Source organism: Nocardia sp. NPDC056541 (assembly GCF_042794235.1).
Classification (GTDB): domain Bacteria; phylum Actinomycetota; class Actinomycetes; order Mycobacteriales; family Mycobacteriaceae; genus Nocardia.
This window is the reverse complement of the sequence record NZ_JBHTUD010000006.1, coordinates 198,318-216,904: the sequence shown is the minus strand read 5'-3', so window position 1 is coordinate 216,904 and position 18,587 is coordinate 198,318. Positions and strand designations below refer to the sequence as shown.

At 65.0% G+C, this 18,587-nt stretch carries 19 protein-coding genes and 1 pseudogene; 10 read left to right on the top strand and 10 right to left on the bottom strand.

The window, feature by feature from the left end; genetic code table 11:
* Window positions 1-67: 67 nt before the first annotated feature.
* On the bottom strand, window positions 68-3,004 hold the full coding sequence (locus ACFQ9R_RS12870) for an RHS repeat-associated core domain-containing protein (protein ID WP_378990800.1): 2,937 nt from the start codon (window positions 3,002-3,004) through the stop codon (window positions 68-70).
* Here ACFQ9R_RS12870 and ACFQ9R_RS12865 point away from each other — a divergent pair.
* Window positions 2,903-3,259 (top strand): hypothetical protein, encoded by a 357-nt coding sequence (locus ACFQ9R_RS12865; protein ID WP_378990820.1) that lies wholly within the window; start codon window positions 2,903-2,905, stop codon window positions 3,257-3,259. The genes ACFQ9R_RS12870 and ACFQ9R_RS12865 overlap by 102 nt on opposite strands.
* 96 nt (window positions 3,260-3,355) lie before the next feature.
* On the opposite strand, the pseudogene ACFQ9R_RS12860 reads toward ACFQ9R_RS12865, so the two are convergent.
* Window positions 3,356-3,550 (bottom strand): annotated as a pseudogene (locus ACFQ9R_RS12860) (DUF6531 domain-containing protein); the annotation flags it as partial.
* A gap of 133 nt (window positions 3,551-3,683) precedes the next feature.
* Between ACFQ9R_RS12860 and ACFQ9R_RS12855 the strand changes: the two are divergent.
* Together ACFQ9R_RS12855 and ACFQ9R_RS12850 are read left to right on the top strand one after the other, a co-directional pair.
* Window positions 3,684-3,971 carry a hypothetical protein gene (locus ACFQ9R_RS12855; RefSeq protein ID WP_378990818.1) on the top strand — a complete coding sequence of 96 codons (288 nt, stop codon included), beginning with the start codon at window positions 3,684-3,686 and terminating at the stop codon, window positions 3,969-3,971.
* A gap of 3 nt (window positions 3,972-3,974) precedes the next feature.
* Window positions 3,975-4,196, top strand: a complete 222-nt coding sequence (locus tag ACFQ9R_RS12850) for a hypothetical protein (protein WP_378990816.1) — start codon at window positions 3,975-3,977, stop codon at window positions 4,194-4,196.
* A gap of 828 nt (window positions 4,197-5,024) precedes the next feature.
* Here ACFQ9R_RS12850 and ACFQ9R_RS12845 read toward each other — a convergent pair.
* The 6 genes from ACFQ9R_RS12845 to ACFQ9R_RS12820 form a co-directional block, all read right to left on the bottom strand.
* Window positions 5,025-5,780, bottom strand: coding sequence for an ESX secretion-associated protein EspG (locus ACFQ9R_RS12845; RefSeq protein WP_378990618.1), 756 nt, complete (start codon window positions 5,778-5,780; stop codon window positions 5,025-5,027).
* Window positions 5,777-6,907, bottom strand: coding sequence for a hypothetical protein (locus ACFQ9R_RS12840; RefSeq protein WP_378990617.1), 1,131 nt, complete (start codon window positions 6,905-6,907; stop codon window positions 5,777-5,779). The genes ACFQ9R_RS12845 and ACFQ9R_RS12840 overlap by 4 nt, the downstream gene beginning before the upstream one ends.
* A 266-nt stretch (window positions 6,908-7,173) precedes the next feature.
* On the bottom strand, window positions 7,174-7,566 hold the full coding sequence (locus tag ACFQ9R_RS12835; RefSeq protein ID WP_378631722.1) for a hypothetical protein: 393 nt from the start codon (window positions 7,564-7,566) through the stop codon (window positions 7,174-7,176).
* 32 nt (window positions 7,567-7,598) lie between these two features.
* On the bottom strand, window positions 7,599-8,120 hold the full coding sequence (locus ACFQ9R_RS12830; protein ID WP_378990616.1) for a DUF3558 domain-containing protein: 522 nt from the start codon (window positions 8,118-8,120) through the stop codon (window positions 7,599-7,601).
* Window positions 8,121-8,201: 81 nt separating this feature from the next.
* Window positions 8,202-8,627, bottom strand: coding sequence for an HIT family protein (locus ACFQ9R_RS12825; RefSeq protein WP_378990615.1), 426 nt, complete (start codon window positions 8,625-8,627; stop codon window positions 8,202-8,204).
* A gap of 14 nt (window positions 8,628-8,641) precedes the next feature.
* Window positions 8,642-9,019, bottom strand: a complete 378-nt coding sequence (locus tag ACFQ9R_RS12820; protein ID WP_378966914.1) for a PH domain-containing protein — start codon at window positions 9,017-9,019, stop codon at window positions 8,642-8,644.
* 214 nt (window positions 9,020-9,233) lie between these two features.
* On the opposite strand from ACFQ9R_RS12820, the gene purD reads away from it, so the two are divergent.
* A complete protein-coding gene (purD, locus tag ACFQ9R_RS12815) occupies window positions 9,234-10,517 on the top strand; it encodes a phosphoribosylamine--glycine ligase (protein ID WP_378990613.1) in 1,284 nt (427 codons plus the stop codon).
* 87 nt (window positions 10,518-10,604) lie between these two features.
* On the opposite strand, the gene ACFQ9R_RS12810 is transcribed toward purD, so the two are convergent.
* Window positions 10,605-10,787 (bottom strand): YegP family protein, encoded by a 183-nt coding sequence (locus ACFQ9R_RS12810; RefSeq protein WP_194825705.1) that lies wholly within the window; start codon window positions 10,785-10,787, stop codon window positions 10,605-10,607.
* Between the two features lie 80 nt (window positions 10,788-10,867).
* Between ACFQ9R_RS12810 and ACFQ9R_RS12805 the strand changes: the two genes are divergently transcribed.
* Window positions 10,868-11,167 (top strand): phosphoribosylglycinamide synthetase C domain-containing protein, encoded by a 300-nt coding sequence (locus ACFQ9R_RS12805; protein WP_378990612.1) that lies wholly within the window; start codon window positions 10,868-10,870, stop codon window positions 11,165-11,167.
* A gap of 1,061 nt (window positions 11,168-12,228) precedes the next feature.
* On the opposite strand, the gene ACFQ9R_RS12800 is transcribed toward ACFQ9R_RS12805, so the two are convergent.
* The gene (locus ACFQ9R_RS12800) at window positions 12,229-13,137 is read right to left on the bottom strand and encodes a M23 family metallopeptidase (RefSeq protein WP_378990611.1); all 909 of its coding nucleotides are present in this window, start codon (window positions 13,135-13,137) and stop codon (window positions 12,229-12,231) included.
* A gap of 409 nt (window positions 13,138-13,546) precedes the next feature.
* Between ACFQ9R_RS12800 and ACFQ9R_RS12795 the strand changes: the two genes are divergently transcribed.
* The 5 genes from ACFQ9R_RS12795 (at window position 13,547) to ACFQ9R_RS12775 (ending at window position 18,549) form a co-directional block, all read left to right on the top strand.
* On the top strand, window positions 13,547-14,710 hold the full coding sequence (locus tag ACFQ9R_RS12795) for a pyridoxal phosphate-dependent aminotransferase (RefSeq protein ID WP_378990610.1): 1,164 nt from the start codon (window positions 13,547-13,549) through the stop codon (window positions 14,708-14,710).
* A 157-nt stretch (window positions 14,711-14,867) separates the two neighbouring features.
* A complete protein-coding gene (locus ACFQ9R_RS12790) occupies window positions 14,868-15,521 on the top strand; it encodes a TetR/AcrR family transcriptional regulator (protein WP_378631736.1) in 654 nt (217 codons plus the stop codon).
* A 6-nt stretch (window positions 15,522-15,527) separates the two neighbouring features.
* Window positions 15,528-16,949: an adenylosuccinate lyase gene (purB, locus tag ACFQ9R_RS12785; protein WP_378990608.1), complete on the top strand. Its 1,422-nt coding sequence runs from the start codon at window positions 15,528-15,530 to the stop codon at window positions 16,947-16,949.
* Between the two features lie 82 nt (window positions 16,950-17,031).
* Complete coding sequence (locus ACFQ9R_RS12780) at window positions 17,032-17,454, top strand: HIT family protein (protein ID WP_378990607.1); 423 nt, start codon at window positions 17,032-17,034, stop codon at window positions 17,452-17,454.
* 135 nt (window positions 17,455-17,589) lie between these two features.
* Complete coding sequence (locus ACFQ9R_RS12775; protein ID WP_378990606.1) at window positions 17,590-18,549, top strand: alpha/beta hydrolase; 960 nt, start codon at window positions 17,590-17,592, stop codon at window positions 18,547-18,549.
* Window positions 18,550-18,587 lie beyond the last annotated feature (38 nt).

Genomic DNA, 18,587 nt, shown 5'->3' with positions numbered 1-18,587 from the left:
GCGCCACGGCCTGAACTTGAATCCAAAGTGGATCGGAAGATCGCCATCAATTCTCGTATACTCGCGATCAGGTGAAGGGGTTGTCATACCGACTTCCGTTTCGATAGAAGAACACGTTCGACAACGAGCTGCGGTTATCCATGATATACGACAATTCCCAGGGGGTTACATGGCCGTCGAAAATTGGGTCAGTTCCTCTTGCTCGTCCAGCTGAAGTGATCCACTCTTGGTCATCGAGTCCGTCGAGGTTGAAATGGACAGGAGTATCTGGATCTTGTACAAAATTTTGAAATTCATTGACCCAATCATCGCCCTGCGAAGGCCAGTCATGATACGACCGAGCCCCGACCGAACTGGCAAAATCCTGGAGAGCCATCGGGTCGCCATCGATTTCGCTGAAGCCTAGAGCAATTCCGCCATCGCAGTCAGGCGCGAGCCCTAGGGAGTCCGACCAACGCGTCGGATTCCGTGGATACGTCGCCGGGTTAGGCGCGGGTGCGAGCCCGAGTGGATCTTGGGTGAGATAGCGACCGGTTTCTGGGTCGTAGTAACGGTGGTGGTTGTAGTGGAGGCCGGTTTCAGGATCGTGTTGTTGGCCTTGGAATCGGTGGGGCGTAGTGGTGCCCGTCCAGATAGTCTGACCCCAGAGGGTAGTGGTGGCTGTTGAGGCGATTTCGCCGGTGGTGGGGTCGGCGAGGTGAATTGGGGCGCCCTGGAGGTTGGTGACGATTGCCCAGAATTGGTCGTCGACCGATTGTGTGAGGGGGACATGAGTGATGGGATGGTTGGCCCAGGTGTGGGTTTGGGCGCCAGAATTTGCGGTCGTGGTGGTTTGTTCGGCGAGATGGATTCCCTCCCAGGAGAAGCGGGTTTCGCTCGATCGGTGACGTTTGGTGGTTCGGCGGCCGAAGGGGTCGTAGGTGTAGGTCCAGGTGTCGTTGTCGGGGGTGGTGACTTCGGTGAGCTGATCGAAGGCGTTGTAGCGGTAGTGCCAGATGGCGGGTTTGCGGGAGATCCGGGTCTTTTCTTTACGGATGAGGCGGCCGGCGGTGTCGTAGTGGTAGCGGATGCGACCGGCTCGGATAAGGAGGTTGTTGCGGTATTCGAACCGCGGATCAGTTGCAGGTTCGGATGGGTTGTTGTCGGGCGGGACAGGATCAGATGGTGCTGGTGATGAGGGAATCTCGGCCGTAGTGAGGTTCGACAGGGCGTCGTAGCTGTACTGCTCGGTGACACCCTCGCTTGGGGCGGCGATGTGAGTGATTCGGCCGAGGGCGTCGAGGGTGTAGTCGCGGCGACGACTGGTGGTGGGTGACGTGGTGGTGTGGCTGGTGATGTAACCGTCGGGGCGCCAAGCATATTCGTCGCGTTCGAGGAGTCGGGTGGGGGTGCTGGTGCGCGGGTCGAGTCGGACGAGTTCACGGCTGACGGTTTGGCCAGACGCGCTATAGATGTTGTGTTGTCCGATACCGGCACTGTGCCAGCTGTTCTGGCGTCCGATCGAGTCGTGGGTGAAGTCGAATCGGTGCCCGTTAGTAGTTAGTGCGGAGATTCGCCCGGTCGGGGTGCGTTCATATTTGGTCGACGCGCCGCTGGGAGTCGAGTATCCGATGCGGCGGCCGTGTTCGTCGTAGTCGTAGGTGACAGGTCTTCCGTCGACGTGCTGGGTCAGGACTCGGCCCGCTGGAGTGTGGGCGAAGGTGACCGAATGGACCACGTCAGCATGGATCCCGTTTCGGGCGGTCGCGAGTTGCCCGGTCGGGGTGTAAGTGTTGGTGATCCATTCACCGGTGTCTGTGCTGACACCGGTGAACCGGCCCAGGATGTCGAAGGTGAGGCGGCGTTGGACACCGGTGGGTGTGGTAATGATGCTGGGCCGGTTGAGGAGGTCGTAGTCGGTGCAAATGACTGAGCCGTTGAAATCGGTTTCGGTGCAGACATTTCCAGCCGGGTCGTATTCGTAGGTCCAGGTATCACCGAGTGGGTTGGTGACCGAGGTGAGCCGACGTTCGGTGTCGTGGGTGTAGGAGGTAACCGCACCATCGGGGGTTTCGCGGGTGGCTACCAGATCGAAAGTGCCGTATGTGTAGCGGGTGATCGCACCGACTTGGTTGGTGTGGGTGAGCAGGTTCGCTTCACCGTCATAGGTCCACGACTGGACAGTGCCATCAGCATCGGTACGTGACAGCCGCTTTCCATCGACCGAGTATCGGTTGATGCTCGTGTAGCCGAGGGGATCTGTGATCGTGACCGGTCGACCGAACATGTCGCGTTCGACGACAGTGACGGCGTTGCCGGGTTCGACGATCCGGATCGGTAGGCCGGCGTCGTCGACGTCGATGCTGGTGGTGGCACCGGTCGAAAGCGTGACCGAGGCCGGTGCACCGCACCGATGATGGGTGTAAGCAGTGGTGACACCGTCCGCATCCGTGACGCTGGTGAGGTTGCCATGGTCGTCGTAGGTGCGGGTGGTGGTGGTGCCGTCGACGTCGGTGATCGTGGCCGGACGCCGTGGTGCGGTGTAGCTGATGCTGATGGTTTGTTGGTCGGGGCGTCGGACCAGGACCAGGTCGCCGTCGGGGTTGTAGAGGTAGACGGTGGTGTTGGCGTAGGCGTCGACGTGGCGGACTGGTTGGCGGTACTCGTTGTAGTCGGTGATCGAGGTGGCACCGCGTGGGTCGATCAGGTTGCGTAGGCAGAGGTCTTCGTCGAACTCGAAGGTGGTGGTGGCGCCGAGGGAGTTCGTGTGATGAGTGCGCGAGCGGCGGAAGTCGACAATCGCCTCATACGTGAAAGTCGCCGACAGGATGTTGTCGGTGCCGACCTGTTCGATGACCCGTCCGGATCGGTCGTAGGTGTTGCGCATTTCGGTGCCGCGGGAGTCGCGCCACGACAGCATCCGGTGTTCGTTGTCGTAGGCGAAGGTCGTGGTCGCGCCGACACCGTTGGTGACCGTGGTGAGATCACCTGCTGTGTAACCGAACTCGCGAACAGTCGTTTCCAGCGGCTCGCCGGTGGGGGTGGTGGCGAGGACGGTCAGGCCGGTGACGCGGTCGTCGGTGGTGTCGATGCGGACGCGGTATCCGCCGGTGTGGGTGACTTCGGTGGGTTGGCCGGTGCTGGTGTAGTGGAAGGTGATTCGGTTGTGGTGGTGGTCGGTGATCTCGGTGATCGGATAGGTGCCGAGTGCGGTTTCGGGCCCGTCCGCCACGGTCGGTCGGAATATGTAGGTGAGTTCGCGGTCTGGGTCGTGGACTGAGTATCCGCCGGTTTCGGTGCGGGTCATGGTCGCGCGGGTGCCCTGGTGGACCGGCCGGACTGGGACGTCGGGGGCGGTGTGGGGGAACTGCCACAGTTCGCCGTCGGGTCCGACGAACCGGACTCCGACCTGGTCGACTTCGACGCGCATGTCCAGGGTCGCGGCCCAGGAAGGCCCGAACCATCGGCCGAAGCGGTAGGACGAGCGGTGCCGGCGGGTCAACATCAGTGTCAGTACGCCGGGGAGTTCGATATCGGTTGCGGGGAGCAGGAATTCGCCGGTCGCGACGTCGACCGGGTCACCGCAGTCGGTGGTTTGTTTCGCGGTTTTGTTGAGGTCGGGTTTCTGCGAATCGGTTTGGTCGGGAAGCTTGCTGGTATCGCTCGGGGTGTTCGCGGGTTTCGTGCTGCCCGGGGTGTCTGGGTTGTCGGTGGTTTTGGACGGTGTGTCGGGTGTACTCGACGGATTCGTCGGTGTGTCAGGCTGTTTCGTAGTCGCCGGTGTTGTCGAGGTGTCGGTGTTCTTCGCGGCCGCGGGGCTCGTGGTGGTGGTGTCGGCGTTCTTCGAGGTCTTGGACGGGGTCTTCTTGAACGCCTTCGCGATATCGCCGAATGCCGACTTCAACTGCTTGAGCAACGGCTTCAGCTTCGACATCGTCTTGGCCAACTTCGAGAACAACTTCGAAATCGTCGCGACAGTCTTCGCGATGTAAGCGGTGGCTTGGACCGCGACCAGCGGGGTCGCCAGACCGACCGAGAACACCAACTCCGCCGCCCACACCGCAAGACGACCAACAGTCTGGGCTACCAAGTCACGCACGGTCTCGCGAACCGCGGCCACGATCCCACCCGCCATCCGGATCGCCGAAGCTGCCGCGGTCGCGGCGGTGTTGGCCGCAGTGAGCAAGTTGGTGGTGTTCGACGCCGCCGATTTGTAGGCGGTGGCGGTTTGACCAGTCCAATCCGCGACATCGGCTGTAACCGCGGCATTTTGGGCGGTCGCTACCTCGCTGATCCGGGCGGCAACGTTGTCCCAGGTCTTGGCATAAGCCTCGATCTGCGCGGGGTCACCCGCGATCCAATCCAGGGCATCCTGCAATGGTTGGCAGTGCTCGATCAGCCAACCCACGCCGTAACCGGCCAAGGTGCCGAGTGGGTCCACGACCAACGAAACCGCTTCGGCGCCGAGACCGACGACACCCAGACCTACTTCGATCCAGGAACCGCCCGAGATCGCGTCGGACAGGTCGGTGACCGAGCTGACCAAACTGATACCGGTGGACCAGTCGGTGGTGTCTTCCTTAGCCGCGATCAGGGGATTGGCGGCCATTACAGACCGGACTCTTGGGTCTTGAGCGCAGTGGCGTTGGTGGTGTCACGAATTGTGAACGCGTCCGTGACCGCAGACATGTTCGAGCTGAGTTCTCCGCCTGCTCTTGTCATATTCAGTGTCCCACCCCCTGGTGTGATGCCACCCCTGCTCAGCGGGCAACCCTGCCCGCGACCTGCGGTGTCGAACTTGATCGGCCCGGTCCGAACCGGTCGCCATGACCCTGCGGCACGCAGTGCCAAGGGATGAGCGTACTGGAATCCCGAGGGCTGGTACCGGTGGTGAAATCGATGGAACCGCAAGGGCACTCCGTTGCGTCTACAGGCGTAGCGGAGTGCCATGCGATGGCATCGCTACAGCATGGAAATCCCGTAGATCGTCCAGACCCGTACGGAATTGCCATGGGATGACGGGCCACAGGGCCTGGTTGTGTTGATTACCAGGCTGATTGGCGGGTGCCGGCCGTGGCTTTCTCGATCAGGTGATGGAGGTGGGCTTCGATTCGGTCGGGGGTGGTGGGGGTTACTTCTACTCGTTCGCCTTCTTGGATGAGGTAGCGGCCGTCGTCGGTGTAGTCGACCAGTTGGAGGGTGGTGCCGCCTTCTTGCCAACCGTCCAGGGCCGGGCCGGTTGCTACGCGGAATTCCGCGTAGGTGGTGAAGGGGCGTTTGAGGAATTTGAGGGCCTGTTCGGCGGGGGTGCGGTGGCGGGCGTAGGGGTCGGGGGTGGTGGTGAAGTCGTCGCGGTGGACGTTGAAGCCGCCGGTGGTGCCCGCGGGAGTTTTCGGGAGGATGGACAGCAGGCGGGTGACGATGGCGTGGGCCGGGCGCAGGGTGATCAGGATGTTGCCGCCCTGGCCGTATTCGGGACCGGGGAGCTGGGCGGCGACTACGCCGTTGCTCGCCTCGGTGGTCGCGCAGGCGCGGACCATCCGGGTGCGGCCGTCGAAGCGGTGCCCGAACAGTTCCACCCGGATTTCGGGGTGCGCGAGGGCGTGCAAGGCGTGGTACAGCGATTCGTCGGTGCCCATTTTGGCGATCAGCGAATCCGCGGCACGACGGCATTCCCGGTCGAACTCGACCTGCGTTTCGACACCTGCCGTGAAGGTGAGGGGCCAGGGCATACGGTCGCGGCCGAGCGTTTCCCAGGCGACCCAGAACTCGAACGGGGTCAGCTCCCAGGTGTCGGTCATGCGTCGCCGCCGATCACCGGCGGGACGTGCAAGCGTTCGGGGCCGAGCAGTTCTTCGTGGACGCCGCGCAAGTAGTCGGGGGCCTGGTGCTCGTTCTCGTCGTCCTTGCCGCCGCCGCGCGCGCCGGGGGCGCCCATTCCGCCCATGCCGGACATACCCGAGCGGCCCGACGACGCACCGGAACCCGTGCCCGTGCCCGCACCGGCGCCCTGCTTCTGACCGGCGGTACCGGGGACTGCCGCGCCGGGTGTGCCCGCGCCTGCTCCGGCACCCGCGCCAGCGCCTGCTCCGCCGCCGGAGCCGAGTCCGCCGGGGGACGTGCCGGCCGGAGTCGTGCCAGGGCTGGTGCCTGACGGGGTAGTGGTGGTGGGGGTTTCCGGAGTTGTCGTGGCCGCGGTGGTCTCGTCGCCGGTGGTGTCGTCAGTGGTGCTGTCGTCGGTGTCGTCGTCACCAGGGTCGGTGGTGGTGGGGGTTTCCGGCTCCGTGGTGGACGGGGTGGTGTCGTCGGTGCTCGGCTTGGTGGTGGTGCCGGTGGGCTTGTCGGTGGTGGTGCCCGTCGGCTTGTCCTTGTTGGTGTCGCCGGTCGGCTTGTCGGACTGGGGTTTCGATGGCTCGGGAACCTTCGGGACCTGGGTGTCGGACTGTTGCGCGACTGGCTTGTAGACGGTCTCCATCACCTGGCGAGCCGCGGCTTGGGCGGCATCGGAGCGGCCTGCGCTGGTGCTGTCCATGACGAAGTTGGTTACGGTGCCGAGCCCGGGCGCGACCGCGTTCGAGAGCGTGGTGGCGACTAATCCTGCGACGGTGCTGCTCTGTTGGTCGGACTCGTGCGGTACCGAGTACTTCACCTGGTTGAAGCCGGAGTAAGCCTCTTCCATCTTGTTGCCGATCAGGGAGGCAGCCTGGTCGACCTTGTGCACGTCGGCGAGATAGCTCTTGGTGCTCGCCAGCGCTTGGCTCGCTGCGCTTCCCGACCAGCCCCGCTCCATTTCCTTCTGGATACTGTCGTGGAAGGCGGTGGCTTTCGTCGTGGTGTCGGTTGCCAACTGCCGCCAGCCTTGAACGCTGGTGCTCATCGTCTCGGGGCTGATCGACTCGACAAATTTCATGATGTCCGAATGGCTCATGGTGAGGAACGATTCTAGAACGGGCGGCACGACCTGCGGTGTGAACTCGCCGGAAAATCCGTTGGCAAGGCTGGAATTCTCGGCGTAGATGCGAGACCGTGCGCTGTTGCCCGCAGCCTGGGCGTCTAGCTCGGACTGCGTGGCGGAGATATCGGAATCGAACAATGAGCCGATTCGGTCACCAATTCTGGACGGGCTCGACGCTGTCAATGCAACGCTGCCCAGTTTGCTCATGAAATCTGAAAAGGTCATTTATCCCCCCGGATTCAGTCTACTTTGTTGGTCTGTTGTTTGATAGCGAGCTGAGTGGCTTCGTCGCAGTTCTTGTATGCGGCACCGGCTTTGCGGTACATGTCGGCCATGGCTGCTAGCACTTCTTGATGGAGGCGGATGGCATCGGAGTAGGAACCGGTGCCAGGGCCGCCGATTGCAAGGTCTGCAAACTTCTGCCCGAGCTTGGTTGCTGAGCCCAAGCTGCCGAAAGACCCGACATTGACCATGCTCTGCGTCCGGGACTTCAGTCGGTCCAGGTCAGAAATGTAGTTATCGCAGTGCTTCGCGCATCTCTCGGCGGTGTCGAATTCGATCACCAGCCTGCCTGCGGCGGCTTCGCCGGCTAGCGTCTGAAATTTTTTTGTGAGCTCGTGAGGATCGGCCATTTCGTATATCTCCAGTGTGGATACGGTCGTCGCTAGCGGGGGATTGATGAAGCGAAATGAGGTGCCGCATCATTCACCCAAACGCAGGGGTCGGTGGTCGAGTTACTGCTCGAGGCTTTGCTTGCCGTCAAGGTGACCCGTCCCTGGCTCGTGTCGAAGGCGATTTCGCATTCTTCCGGAGGGTTGATCGTGCCCAAGTAGAATTGCAAGGCCGGCCTGCCGCTGACTGTTACATCACGAAAATCTCGAAAATACTGGTTCTCGCGAAATTGTTGCAGCGTATTTGTCGTGGAAAAGAACGAAACGAAGTGATCGCCTGCTCGCCAACTGCAGCCCTTCCAATCCGGTCGCGGTACCGAGAAGGGGTTGTCGTCCTTCGTTGCAGGATCGGCCCCCGCCGCCTGCAACACACTGTCCGACACAGCACACGGATCGAACAGCTGCTCCTTGGTCAGCGGAGCCCCGCTGGCCTCAGGCTGCCCGTCGACCGCTGTGGAACATCCGGCGAGCGCCAGTACAGCGCACACCCCGGCGGCAAAGCCAACCACTCGCATCGTCTCTCCTCTTTCGCACACAACGACCACTCGATGTCTTAGACGCGCGCCCGGTCGTTTCGGTTCCATCCAGGGCAGAACTCAGGCTGGGACGTTCGCTTCGTGGCCGAGGTCGCGGAGGGCGGCCTTGATCTTGGTCTGGGCTTCGTCGAGGGATTCGGGGGTGGGGTCGGTGTTCGCGCCCAAGATGTCGAAGTCGCCCATGGTGTAGGCGGGGAAGACGTGGGTGTGCAGGTGGGGGACCTCGAGGCCGGCGATGAGCAGGCCGGCGCGGGGGGCGTCGAAGGCGACGCGGACGGCCTGGCCGATCTTCTGGGCCACGCCCATCATCCGGGCCATCACGGCGGGATCCACGTCTTGCCACTGGTCGATCTCCGCGCGCGGGACGACGAGGGTGTGGCCCTGGGTGACGGGGCCGATGGTGAGGAAACCGACGAACTCGTCGTCTTCCCAGACGAAGCGGCCGGGGATCTGACCTGCGATGATCGCGCTGAAGACGGATGCCATACCGGTGAGCGTAGCTAGATCGACACGAAATGCGACAGGATGCCCTGCACCTCGTAGATGTCGACCTGACGGTTGAAACGCTGCTTGACCGGCTCGTCGCCGCTGCCGATCCAGATGTAGAGCTCCGCGTCGAGGTCGAAGGTGCCCGCGGTTTCGACGGCGAAGTGGCTGATCGACCGGTAGGGGATGCTGTGATAGCTGACCTTGCGGCCGGTGACGCCCTGTTTGTCGACCATGATCAGGCGGCGATTGGTGAACAGCATCGCGTCGCGGACCAGGATGAACGCGGCATACACCTGCTCGCCCTGCCCGAACAGCTTCGCGTATTCCTGCTGGGCGGCGGCCGGATCTATGCGACCGGCATTGCCCATCATCCCGTCGAGCAGGCCCATGGCATTCCCCCGTTTCGGTGGCGGCTGCCGCGCCACGCCTGGTCCCATTGTGGCGCAATCGAACCCGAGCCGCGAGGGCCGAGCCGCATCGCGACAGCCCGATCGCCGGCCCGAAGCGCCCTCGCGGGGGTGACGATCGCGCTACCCGATCGCGGACCTTGTATCGGAACGGGGCGTGCGAAGTACGCGCGAAGTACGCGACTAATCTAAGGCCGTGCGCGTACTCGTCATCGGTTCCGGAGCCCGTGAACATGCCCTCGTCCTGGCGCTGCGCCGGGATCCGTCCGTGACGGCGGTGATCGCTGCCCCGGGCAACCCCGGCATCGGCCAGCACGCCGAGCTACGCCCGGTCGATCCCTGCTCCGCCGACGACGTCGCCGCGCTGGCCGGTGAAGTGGCCGCCGACCTGGTGGTGATCGGCCCCGAGGTGCCGCTGGTGCTCGGCGTCGCCGACGTCGTGCGCGCGGCCGGATTCCCCGTGTTCGGCCCGTCGGCCGACGCGGCGCGGATCGAGGGGTCGAAGGCGTTCGCGAAAGATGTGATGGCGGTGGCCGGGGTGCGCACCGCGCACAGCGAGATCGTCGACAGCCCGGCCGAGCTGGACGCGGCGCTCGACCGCTTCGGCCCGACCTGGGTGGTCAAGGACGACGGGCTCGCCGCGGGCAAGGGCGTGGTGGTGACCGCCGACCGGCGCGCGGCCCGCGATCACGGCGCCGAACTGCTCGAGCAGGGACATCCGGTGCTGCTGGAGTCGTTCCTCGACGGTCCGGAGGTGTCGCTGTTCTGTCTGGTCGACGGTGAGACCGTGATCCCGCTGCTGCCCGCACAGGACCACAAGCGGGTCGGCGACGGCGATTCCGGCCCGAACACCGGCGGCATGGGCGCTTACACGCCGCTGCCGTGGCTGCCCGCGGAGACGCTGAACGAGATCGTCGACGACGTGGTGAAGCCCGTCGCCGCCGAGCTGGTCGCGCGGGGCAGCTCGTTCTCGGGCCTGCTGTACGCGGGCCTGGCGATCGGTACGAACGGCCCGGCTGTCGTCGAATTCAATTGCCGCTTCGGTGATCCCGAGACCCAGGCGGTGCTCGCGCTGCTGGACAGCCCGTTCGCCGAACTGCTGCACGCCACCGCGACCGGGCGCCTCGCCGAGGTCGACGCACCGCGCTGGAAAGACGGTTCCGCGATCACCGTCGTGCTCGCCGCCGAGAACTACCCGGCGCGACCGCGCACCGGCGATGTGATCACCGGTGCCGATGACGGCGCGCTGGAGGGCGAAACGCTGGTGCTGCACGCCGGTACGGATCAGCGCGCCGACAAGGCGCTGGTGTCGGCGGGCGGGCGTGTGCTGAACGTGGTCGGTGTCGGCGCGGACCTCGCGCAGGCGCGGGAGCGGGCCTACGCGCGACTCGCGGGAATCAAGCTCACCGGCAGTCATTTCCGGACTGATATCGGCGCGACCGAAGTTGTTGTCCCGGAACGCAACAGCGTCGCGGGGTAATTCGCGCGATCGGTGATCAGCGGTGCGCGACCGCTGATCACGATCGAGCGGGAAACGGTGGCGCAGCACGTTGCGCGGCTGCGCCGATCAGGCGGTGAGGTCGAGGACCTGGGCGTTCGGAGCATTCGTCTGGATGGAGGCGATCCCCTTCTTGGCGCCTTCCTTGCTTTCGTATCCCTGACTTTCGAGGACGATTTCGCCGTTGCCGGCCTTGAGGTGGAAACGGAACTTTCCCGCCTTGTCCTTGAATACCTCGAACTTGCCTGCCATGGTTGCCTCGCTTCGGTTCGGAGGAAAACACTCGACAGGTCTCACATTAACGTTCCCGTGATGTCGGTGGTCTCGACGCGATGTCAATCGAGACGCAATCCATGCACAGCGAGCCAGGCCTGCGGATCCACATGCTGACCGTTTTGCACGATTTCGAAATGCGGTGGGTGCGCTGGTGCTGCACGCCGGTACGGATCAGCGCGGACAAGGCGCTGGTGTCGGCGGGCGGGCGTGTGCTCAACGTGGTCGGCGTCGGCGCGGATCTCGCGCAGGCACGGGAACGGGCTACGCACGGCTTGCGGGCATCAAGCTGCCCCGGCAGTCATTTCCGGACCGACATCGGTGCGACTGAAGTTGTTGTGCCAGAGGATAATTCGTAGCTCTGGTGACGGCCAGGCGCAGTTGCCCGGGTTGGGAACCATCGGTCCCAACCCGGTGCAACTCGGTTGTATAGCTGCGATCGACCGCGCGCAACGAATACTCGAAAAACCCGTCCGGCACAGACGAGCCGGTAGCTCATTGACCGCGAAACTCGATGTGAACTATTCGCAGGTCGGCGGAGCGCTCATCTACCATGACATCGCGAATCATGCCGTCACCTTTTGCGGACCTAAATGTATCTTGCGATCTCCGAACGCTCGGCGAAGTGACAAGGTCGGGTCCGGCGATTATTCGCTCTGGGTATGGCGGAAGACCGCCCTTGAATGGAGAGACGAACTTTGAATTCTCCAACATCGCCGCCAATCCATCAGGTGATGTCTCGACGACTAGATTGTATTTCACATCCGCCCGAGGCTGCTCCAATTTCCTGACGAGCAACACGTTTCCGTCCGCTGGAAGTACCCAGTCTCCATACTTCGCCGCTTCCGCAATCAGTTCCGGACTGATCGATGCCTCCTGGACTGTCCCCGATTCTCGGGAGCTTGGATCTGCACACCCGGACCCCACGAGTACTGACAGCCCGAGTACCCAGACCATCAGTGAACCGGGAATTCGCAGTCTTTCCCGAATCGCAACCATGATGGCGCTGGTTTTGTATGTGGTGTCCGCAGTACTCAAACTCTGGCCGAGACCGTTATCGCCGAAGTGTCACTTTGCAAAGCCGTAGAATGGGCAGACCGAAATTTTTCGAACGGCGAAACGAGTTCTGCGAAACGTCCCGTAGCGCCAGGTAGTGATGAGTTCGACGCAATCTCTTGCAGATCCAACTTGAAGCCATTCAGGCGGGACACATCGACCGATAGGACGCTCACATTGCCTCCATGGCGTCTTGATCTTGTGACGCTGGTCGCGGCCAGCCACCTATATGTTTCAGGCATGATCGAATTAATTTTCGCTGCAAAGACATTGGACCTCCCCTTGATCTCCCGGGGGAATAGTAGCCCACTTCACGCACGCTGGCGAGGTGCTCGAATCGACTGGGCAGGTGTCCGCTGTGCGGTCAATCGAGACGCAATCCATGCACAGCGAGCCAGGCCTGCGGATCCACATGCTGGCCGTTTTGCACGATTTCGAAATGTAGGTGCGGGCCGGTGGAATCGCCACGGTTGCCGATGCGCGCGATCTGCATTCCGGCGGGGACGCGCTCGCCCTGGGAGACGAAGAAGTCGTACATGTGGCCGTAGATGCTGATGGTGCCGTCGTCGTGGCGGATGCGGACCCAGAGGCCGAAGCCCTGCGCCGGGCCTGCCTCGACCACGGTGCCGTCGGCGACGGCGTAGATGGGGCTGCCGATGGGGCCCGCGATATCGATGCCGCGGTGCATGGTGCCCCAGCGGGAGCCGAAACCGGAGGTGAACGCGCCCTTCGCGGGCAGGCTGAACCCGCCGACGGACGGGGTCGAGCCGGGCACCGGCACCATCGCGCCGGGGACCACCGGGGCGCGCTGGCCCATCCAGTCCTGCCATTCACCCGATGCCGCGGCCGCCGCCTCCGCTTTCGCGCGTTCGAGCGTGGAACGGGCCGCCGCGGCGACCACTTGTGCCTCGCGGCGCTTCTCACCTGCGTCGATGGCAGCGAGCATGCGGGTCGCCGACTGGGGGTTGGGGAGCAGTTGCGGGGGATAGGCGACGGCCACGTGGATCGCTTCGCCGGGTGCGAGTGGGGCACCGTCGACGACGGCGCCGACCTGTCCGTCGGCTGCCACGAACACCGCCACCGCGGCCATCGCGGCGATGAGTACGCGCCGTTCGACCAGCACCTGACGCACCCGATCGCGACTCGGCCGCCGTGCCCACAGGTCTTCGGCTTGCGCCTTCGGCCGCCGCCAGAAGACCTTGCGCATCTCACCGCTACGCAGTTCACCGGCGATCTCCCCGACCACCGGGTACCGTGCGGCCCACTCCGTCATACGGTCGCGCGCTGCTCCCTTCGACGGCAACTGCTCCCGCCAGTTCGCCTGCAAGATACGGCCATTGACACTGACAGCCCGACGGCTCGCACCAGTTCTCGATCGCGTCGACTCGGCTGACCCGCTCGCCGTCGCAGTGTCTCCCGCCGACCCGCCCGCCGCTGTCGATTCAGCGTCCCCGCCGGACGCGCGAATGTCTGCGGTGAGCTGTCCGGATTCGGTGTCCACGCACTCCTCGGGGGTGCCCGCCCGCACGTCCCGTGCCGTCCCTGTCCGCTTCATCCCGCCCCCGCGCCCCGGCCCCGACGTGACCACAGAGGTCGCGTCGGTGGCTGCGTATTCGCTGTCGGAGCCATTGTGCCGACCATATCTGTGAACGCCCGCAATCGGGTGCTCTACCGTCTCTCGGGTGTCCAGAGAATCGCGCCGGTCGGCCATCGCCCCTTTCTACGTCATGGATGTGTGGAAAGCGGCCGCTGAACGCGCCAGGTCGCACGGCGATGTGCTGGTGCTCGCGGCGGGGCAGCCGTCCACACAGGCGCCCGCGCCGGTGTTGCGGGCTACCAGGGCCGCGATCGATCACGAATTGCTGGGCTACACCGAGACATTCGGCATTCTGCCGCTGCGCGAGGCCATCGCGGGGCACCACAGCGAGACCTACGGCTACGACGTGCACCCGGACGAGGTGGTGGTGACGACCGGGTCGTCGGGCGCGTTCACGCTGATCTTCCTGGCCGCCTTCGACGTGGGCGACACGGTGGTGGTGGCGCGTCCTGGCTATCCCGCCTACCGCAACACGCTGTCCGCGCTCGGCTGCGAGGTCGTCGAACTGGACTGCGGCCCGCAGACCAGATTCCAGCCGACTGTGGCGATGCTCGAAGCGCTGCCGGAGCCGCCGAAGGGTCTGGTGGTGGCCAGCCCGGCCAACCCGACCGGCACCATGATCGACCCCGCCGAACTCGCCGCGCTGGCCCGCTGGTGCGAACAGCACGGCACGCTGCTGATCTCCGACGAGATCTATCACGGCATCACCTACGCGGGCGCGAGCACGCCGACCTCCTCGGCCTGGGAGTTCTCCCGTGAGTCGGTGGTGATCGGTTCGGTGTCGAAGTACTTCTCGATGACCGGCTGGCGGCTGGGCTGGATGCTGGCCCCGGCCGACCTGCGCCCGGCGCTGCAGCGGCTGGCGTCGAATATGACGGTGTGCCCGCCCGCCATCTCCCAGTACGCGGCCGTGCACGCCTTCGGGCCGGAAGCCAAGGATGAGCTGGACGGGCATGTGCGCCGGTACGCGCGCAACCGGGCGCTGCTCCTGGAGGGTCTGCCCGCGATCGGAATCACCGATCTCGCGCCCGCCGACGGCGCCTTCTACGCCTACGCCGATATTGGTCATTTGACCGATAATTCGCGCGCCTGGTGTGCCGAGGTGCTCACCGAAACCGGCGTCGCGCTGGCGCCCGGACTCGATTTCGACACCACAAATGGAAACCACACGGTCCGTTTCTCCTTCGCGGGTGCCACCGACGACATCGCCGCAGCACTGGAGCGTCTGGGACGGTTCCTGAAGGGCTGATCTGGACACTTGTCAACAGTGATGTGCGACAACAACTTTGCGTAGTACGAACACATCTGTGCCGGGATACGGTAAAACTCAGTTATCCCGAATTCCCAGTGTTTCCCCGATGACGATTGCGCACGGTTGAACTGATGATGACTGGCACGTTGGCACGGTGACCACCGCAACGACCCCGAAAGGCGAACGACGTCGGCAGGCTCTGGTGGCTGCGGCGGCTGAGCTGTTGCTCGAAGGCGGCTTCGACGCCGTGCGACATCGTTCGGTGGCCTCGCGAGCCGATCTTCCACTCGCGTCGACCACCTACTACTTCGAATCGCTGGAGGATCTGATCGCCCGCGCCGTCGAGTTCAGCGGCGCGATCGAACTCGACGCGATGCGCCGCCGGGTCGGTGAGGTCAGTCATCGCAGGCGCGGCACCGAGGCGACGGTCGAGCTCGTGCTCGACGTGCTCGTCGGCCCCGACGACGGCGACCTCGACGCCCGCGGCCAGCTCATCGCCCGCTACGAGCGGTCCGTGGCGTCGGCCCGTCACCCCGAGTTACGTGAGGTCCAGCTCCGACTACGCACCCAGCTCGAAGAACTGCTCGCCGACGTGCTGCGCCGCTCCGACCGAGTGGTGCGCCCCGAGCAGTTACGCAGGCTGGTGGCCGTCGTCGACGGTGCGGTGGTCGCCGCGCTGATCGAAGGCCACCCCGAACCTCGCCGACCCGCCAGGGCCGGTCTGCTCGAAATGATCGACATCGTCGCCCCGCCCGTGGTCCCCAACATGATGCCCCAGCAGGCCGAACGGGTGCGGCAATTAGACTGAGTGCTCGTGAGCCTCGTCCCGAATGTCCTCGCCACCCGATACGCCAGCCCGGAGCTCGTCGCGCTCTGGTCGCCCGAGAACAAGATCGTGCTCGAGCGCCGGCTGTGGCTGGAGGTGCTGCGTGCGCAGGCCGAACTCGGAATCGATGTCCCCGCAGGGGTTGTCGATGATTATGAACGCGTCATCGACCACGTCGACCTGGCCTCGATCGCCGAGCGTGAGCGGGTCACCCGCCACGACGTGAAGGCGCGGATCGAGGAATTCAACGCGCTCGCCGGGCACGAGCACGTGCACAAGGGCATGACCAGCCGCGACCTCACCGAGAACGTCGAGCAGCTGCAGATCCGGCTGTCGCTCGAGCACGTGTACCGCCACGGCATCGCCATCGCGGCGCGCCTGGCCGAGCGGGCCGCCGAGTATCAGACCCTGGTGATGGCCGGGCGCTCACACAATGTCGCCGCGCAGGCCACCACGCTGGGCAAACGCTTCGCCTCCGCCGCCGACGAGATGCTGGTCGGGCTGGCGCGCGTGCGCGAGCTGATCGACCGCTACCCGCTGCGCGGGATCAAGGGCCCGATGGGCACAGCCCAGGACATGCTCGACCTGCTCGACGGTGACGCGAACAAGCTTGCCGCCCTCGAGCAGCAGGTGGCCACTCACCTCGGCTTCGCGAACGTGTTCACCAGCGTGGGTCAGGTGTACCCGCGCTCGCTCGATCACGATGTGCTGTCCGCGCTGGTACAGCTGGGCGCGGGGCCGTCGTCGTTCGCGCACACGATCCGGCTGATGGCCGGTCACGAGCTGGTCACCGAGGGTTTCCAGCCGGGCCAGGTCGGTTCGTCGGCGATGCCGCACAAGATGAACACGCGCTCGTGTGAGCGGGTGAACGGCCTGCAGGTGATCCTGCGCGGCTACGGCTCGATGGCCGCCGAGCTGGCGGGCGCCCAGTGGAACGAGGGCGACGTGTTCTGCTCGGTGGTGCGCCGCGTCGCGCTGCCCGACGCGTTCTTCGCCATCGACGGGCAGATGGAGACCTTCCTGACCGTGCTCGCCGAGTTCGGCGCCTACCCGGCGGTGGTCTCGCGTGAGCTCGACCGGTACCTGCCGTTCCTGGCGACCACCCGCATCCTGATGGCGGCGGTGCGCGCGGGCGTCGGCCGCGAGACCGCGCACGAGGTCATCAAGGAGCACGCGGTGGCGGTGGCGCTGGCCATGCGCGAGCAGGGCCGCGAACCCGATCTGCTGGATCGTCTCGCCGCCGATGCGCGGATGCCGCTGGACCGGGCCGGACTCGACGCGGCGCTGGCCGACAAGGCGGCGTTCATCGGCGCGGCATCGGACCAGGTCGCCGAGGTCGTCGCGCAGGTGCAGAAGCTGGTCGAGGCGAATCCGGACGCCGCGCGCTACACGCCGTCGCCGATCCTGTAGTCCCGTGCGAATCAGCCCGCCACTGCCGCCTTTTCGGCGCCGGTGGCGGGCTTTCGTGCGCCGGGGTCGATACCGTGGTCGGGTGAATCCGTACACGATCTTCGCCGATATCATCGCCGGGGCCGCCCCGTCCTCGAAGGTGTACGAGGACGACGAAGTCCTCGCCTTCATGGATATTCGTCCTGTGACGCCGGGGCATGTGCTCGTGGTGCCGAAGGTGCCCGCACCGAGTCTGGCCGATCTCGATCCCGCGTTGGGCGGCAAGCTCTTTCAGGTCGGACAGCGGATCGCCGCCGCGTTGCGCAGCAGTGAAGTGGCGGCCGACGGGGTGAATTTCTTTCTCGCCGACGGGGTTACGGCGGGGCAGGAGGTCTTCCATGTGCACCTGCATGTGATCCCGCGAAGGCCCGGTGACGGCTTCGGTCTGCGTGCGCGGCCCACGTCGCCCGCGCGGGCGGATCTCGACTATCTGGCCGGTTCGATCCGGGGCGCCCTCACCCGCTGACCCGGAATTCCGGCGAAGCGGTCATTGCAAACCGGAGAGTTTGCTGAAGAAACGCCGAACCGCCGAATGCTTCCGATTCGTTCGCCTGTGGGTTATTTTGGACTGTCATTGGCATGCGGTTATGGAGGGTAGATCGTGCGTCGTACAGGTGTTGCTGCTGCAGTGCTGGCCCTAGCCCTCGGTGTCATCGGACCGGCGGTGGTTCACCCCACGACGGCGTCCGCCGCGCAGATCATCGGAGTCAGCGAACTGACTCCGCACCGGACGGCGATCACCGTCACCTCGCCCGCGATGGGCCGCAACGTCGATCTCCAGGTCCTGCACCCCGCGGGCGGTGGCGCGCGGGGCACGTACTACCTGCTCGACGGCCTCGACCCCGGCATCGGCCAGAGCACCTGGACCAACGCCACCGACGCCGAAGCCTTCTTCCGCGACAAGAACGTCAACGTGGTGATGCCGATGGGCGGCCAGGCCAGCTACTACACCGACTGGGTCACCGACGATCCGCGTTTCGGCCGGTACAAGTGGGAAACGTTCCTCACCCAGGAACTGCCCGGCCTGATCGACGGTCAGTTCAACGGCACCGGCGTGAACGGCATCGGCGGACTGTCGATGGGCGGCAACGCGGCCTACATCCTGGCTGCCCGCCACCCCGGCCTCTACCGGGCCGTCGCCGGTTACAGCGCCTGTCCGGACATCGCCATGGCGGCGGGCGCGATGATGTTCTCCATCGTCAACCGGGGCGGCAATCCCGGCAACATGTGGGGCGCGCCCGGCAGCCCCGAGTGGGCGGCGCACGACCCGGCCCTGATGATCGACGGGCTGCGCGGCAAGGCGCTGTACATGTCGACCGGCACCGGCATCCCCGGACCGCACGAGGCCGAACTCAAGCCCACGCTGGCCGAGAACATCTTCCTCGGCGGACCCATCGAGCTCGGCGTCAACACCTGCATGGTGGCCTTCGACCAGCGCCTGCGCGCCGCGGGCATCGGCGCCAAGATCGACTACCACCCGGTGGGCACGCACTCCTGGTCCTACTGGCAGGACGCCCTGCACGCTTCGTGGCCGGTCATCGGACCCGCACTCGGGGCCTGAGAATTCCCACAGGCGACCCGGTTCGACGGCGGTGACCG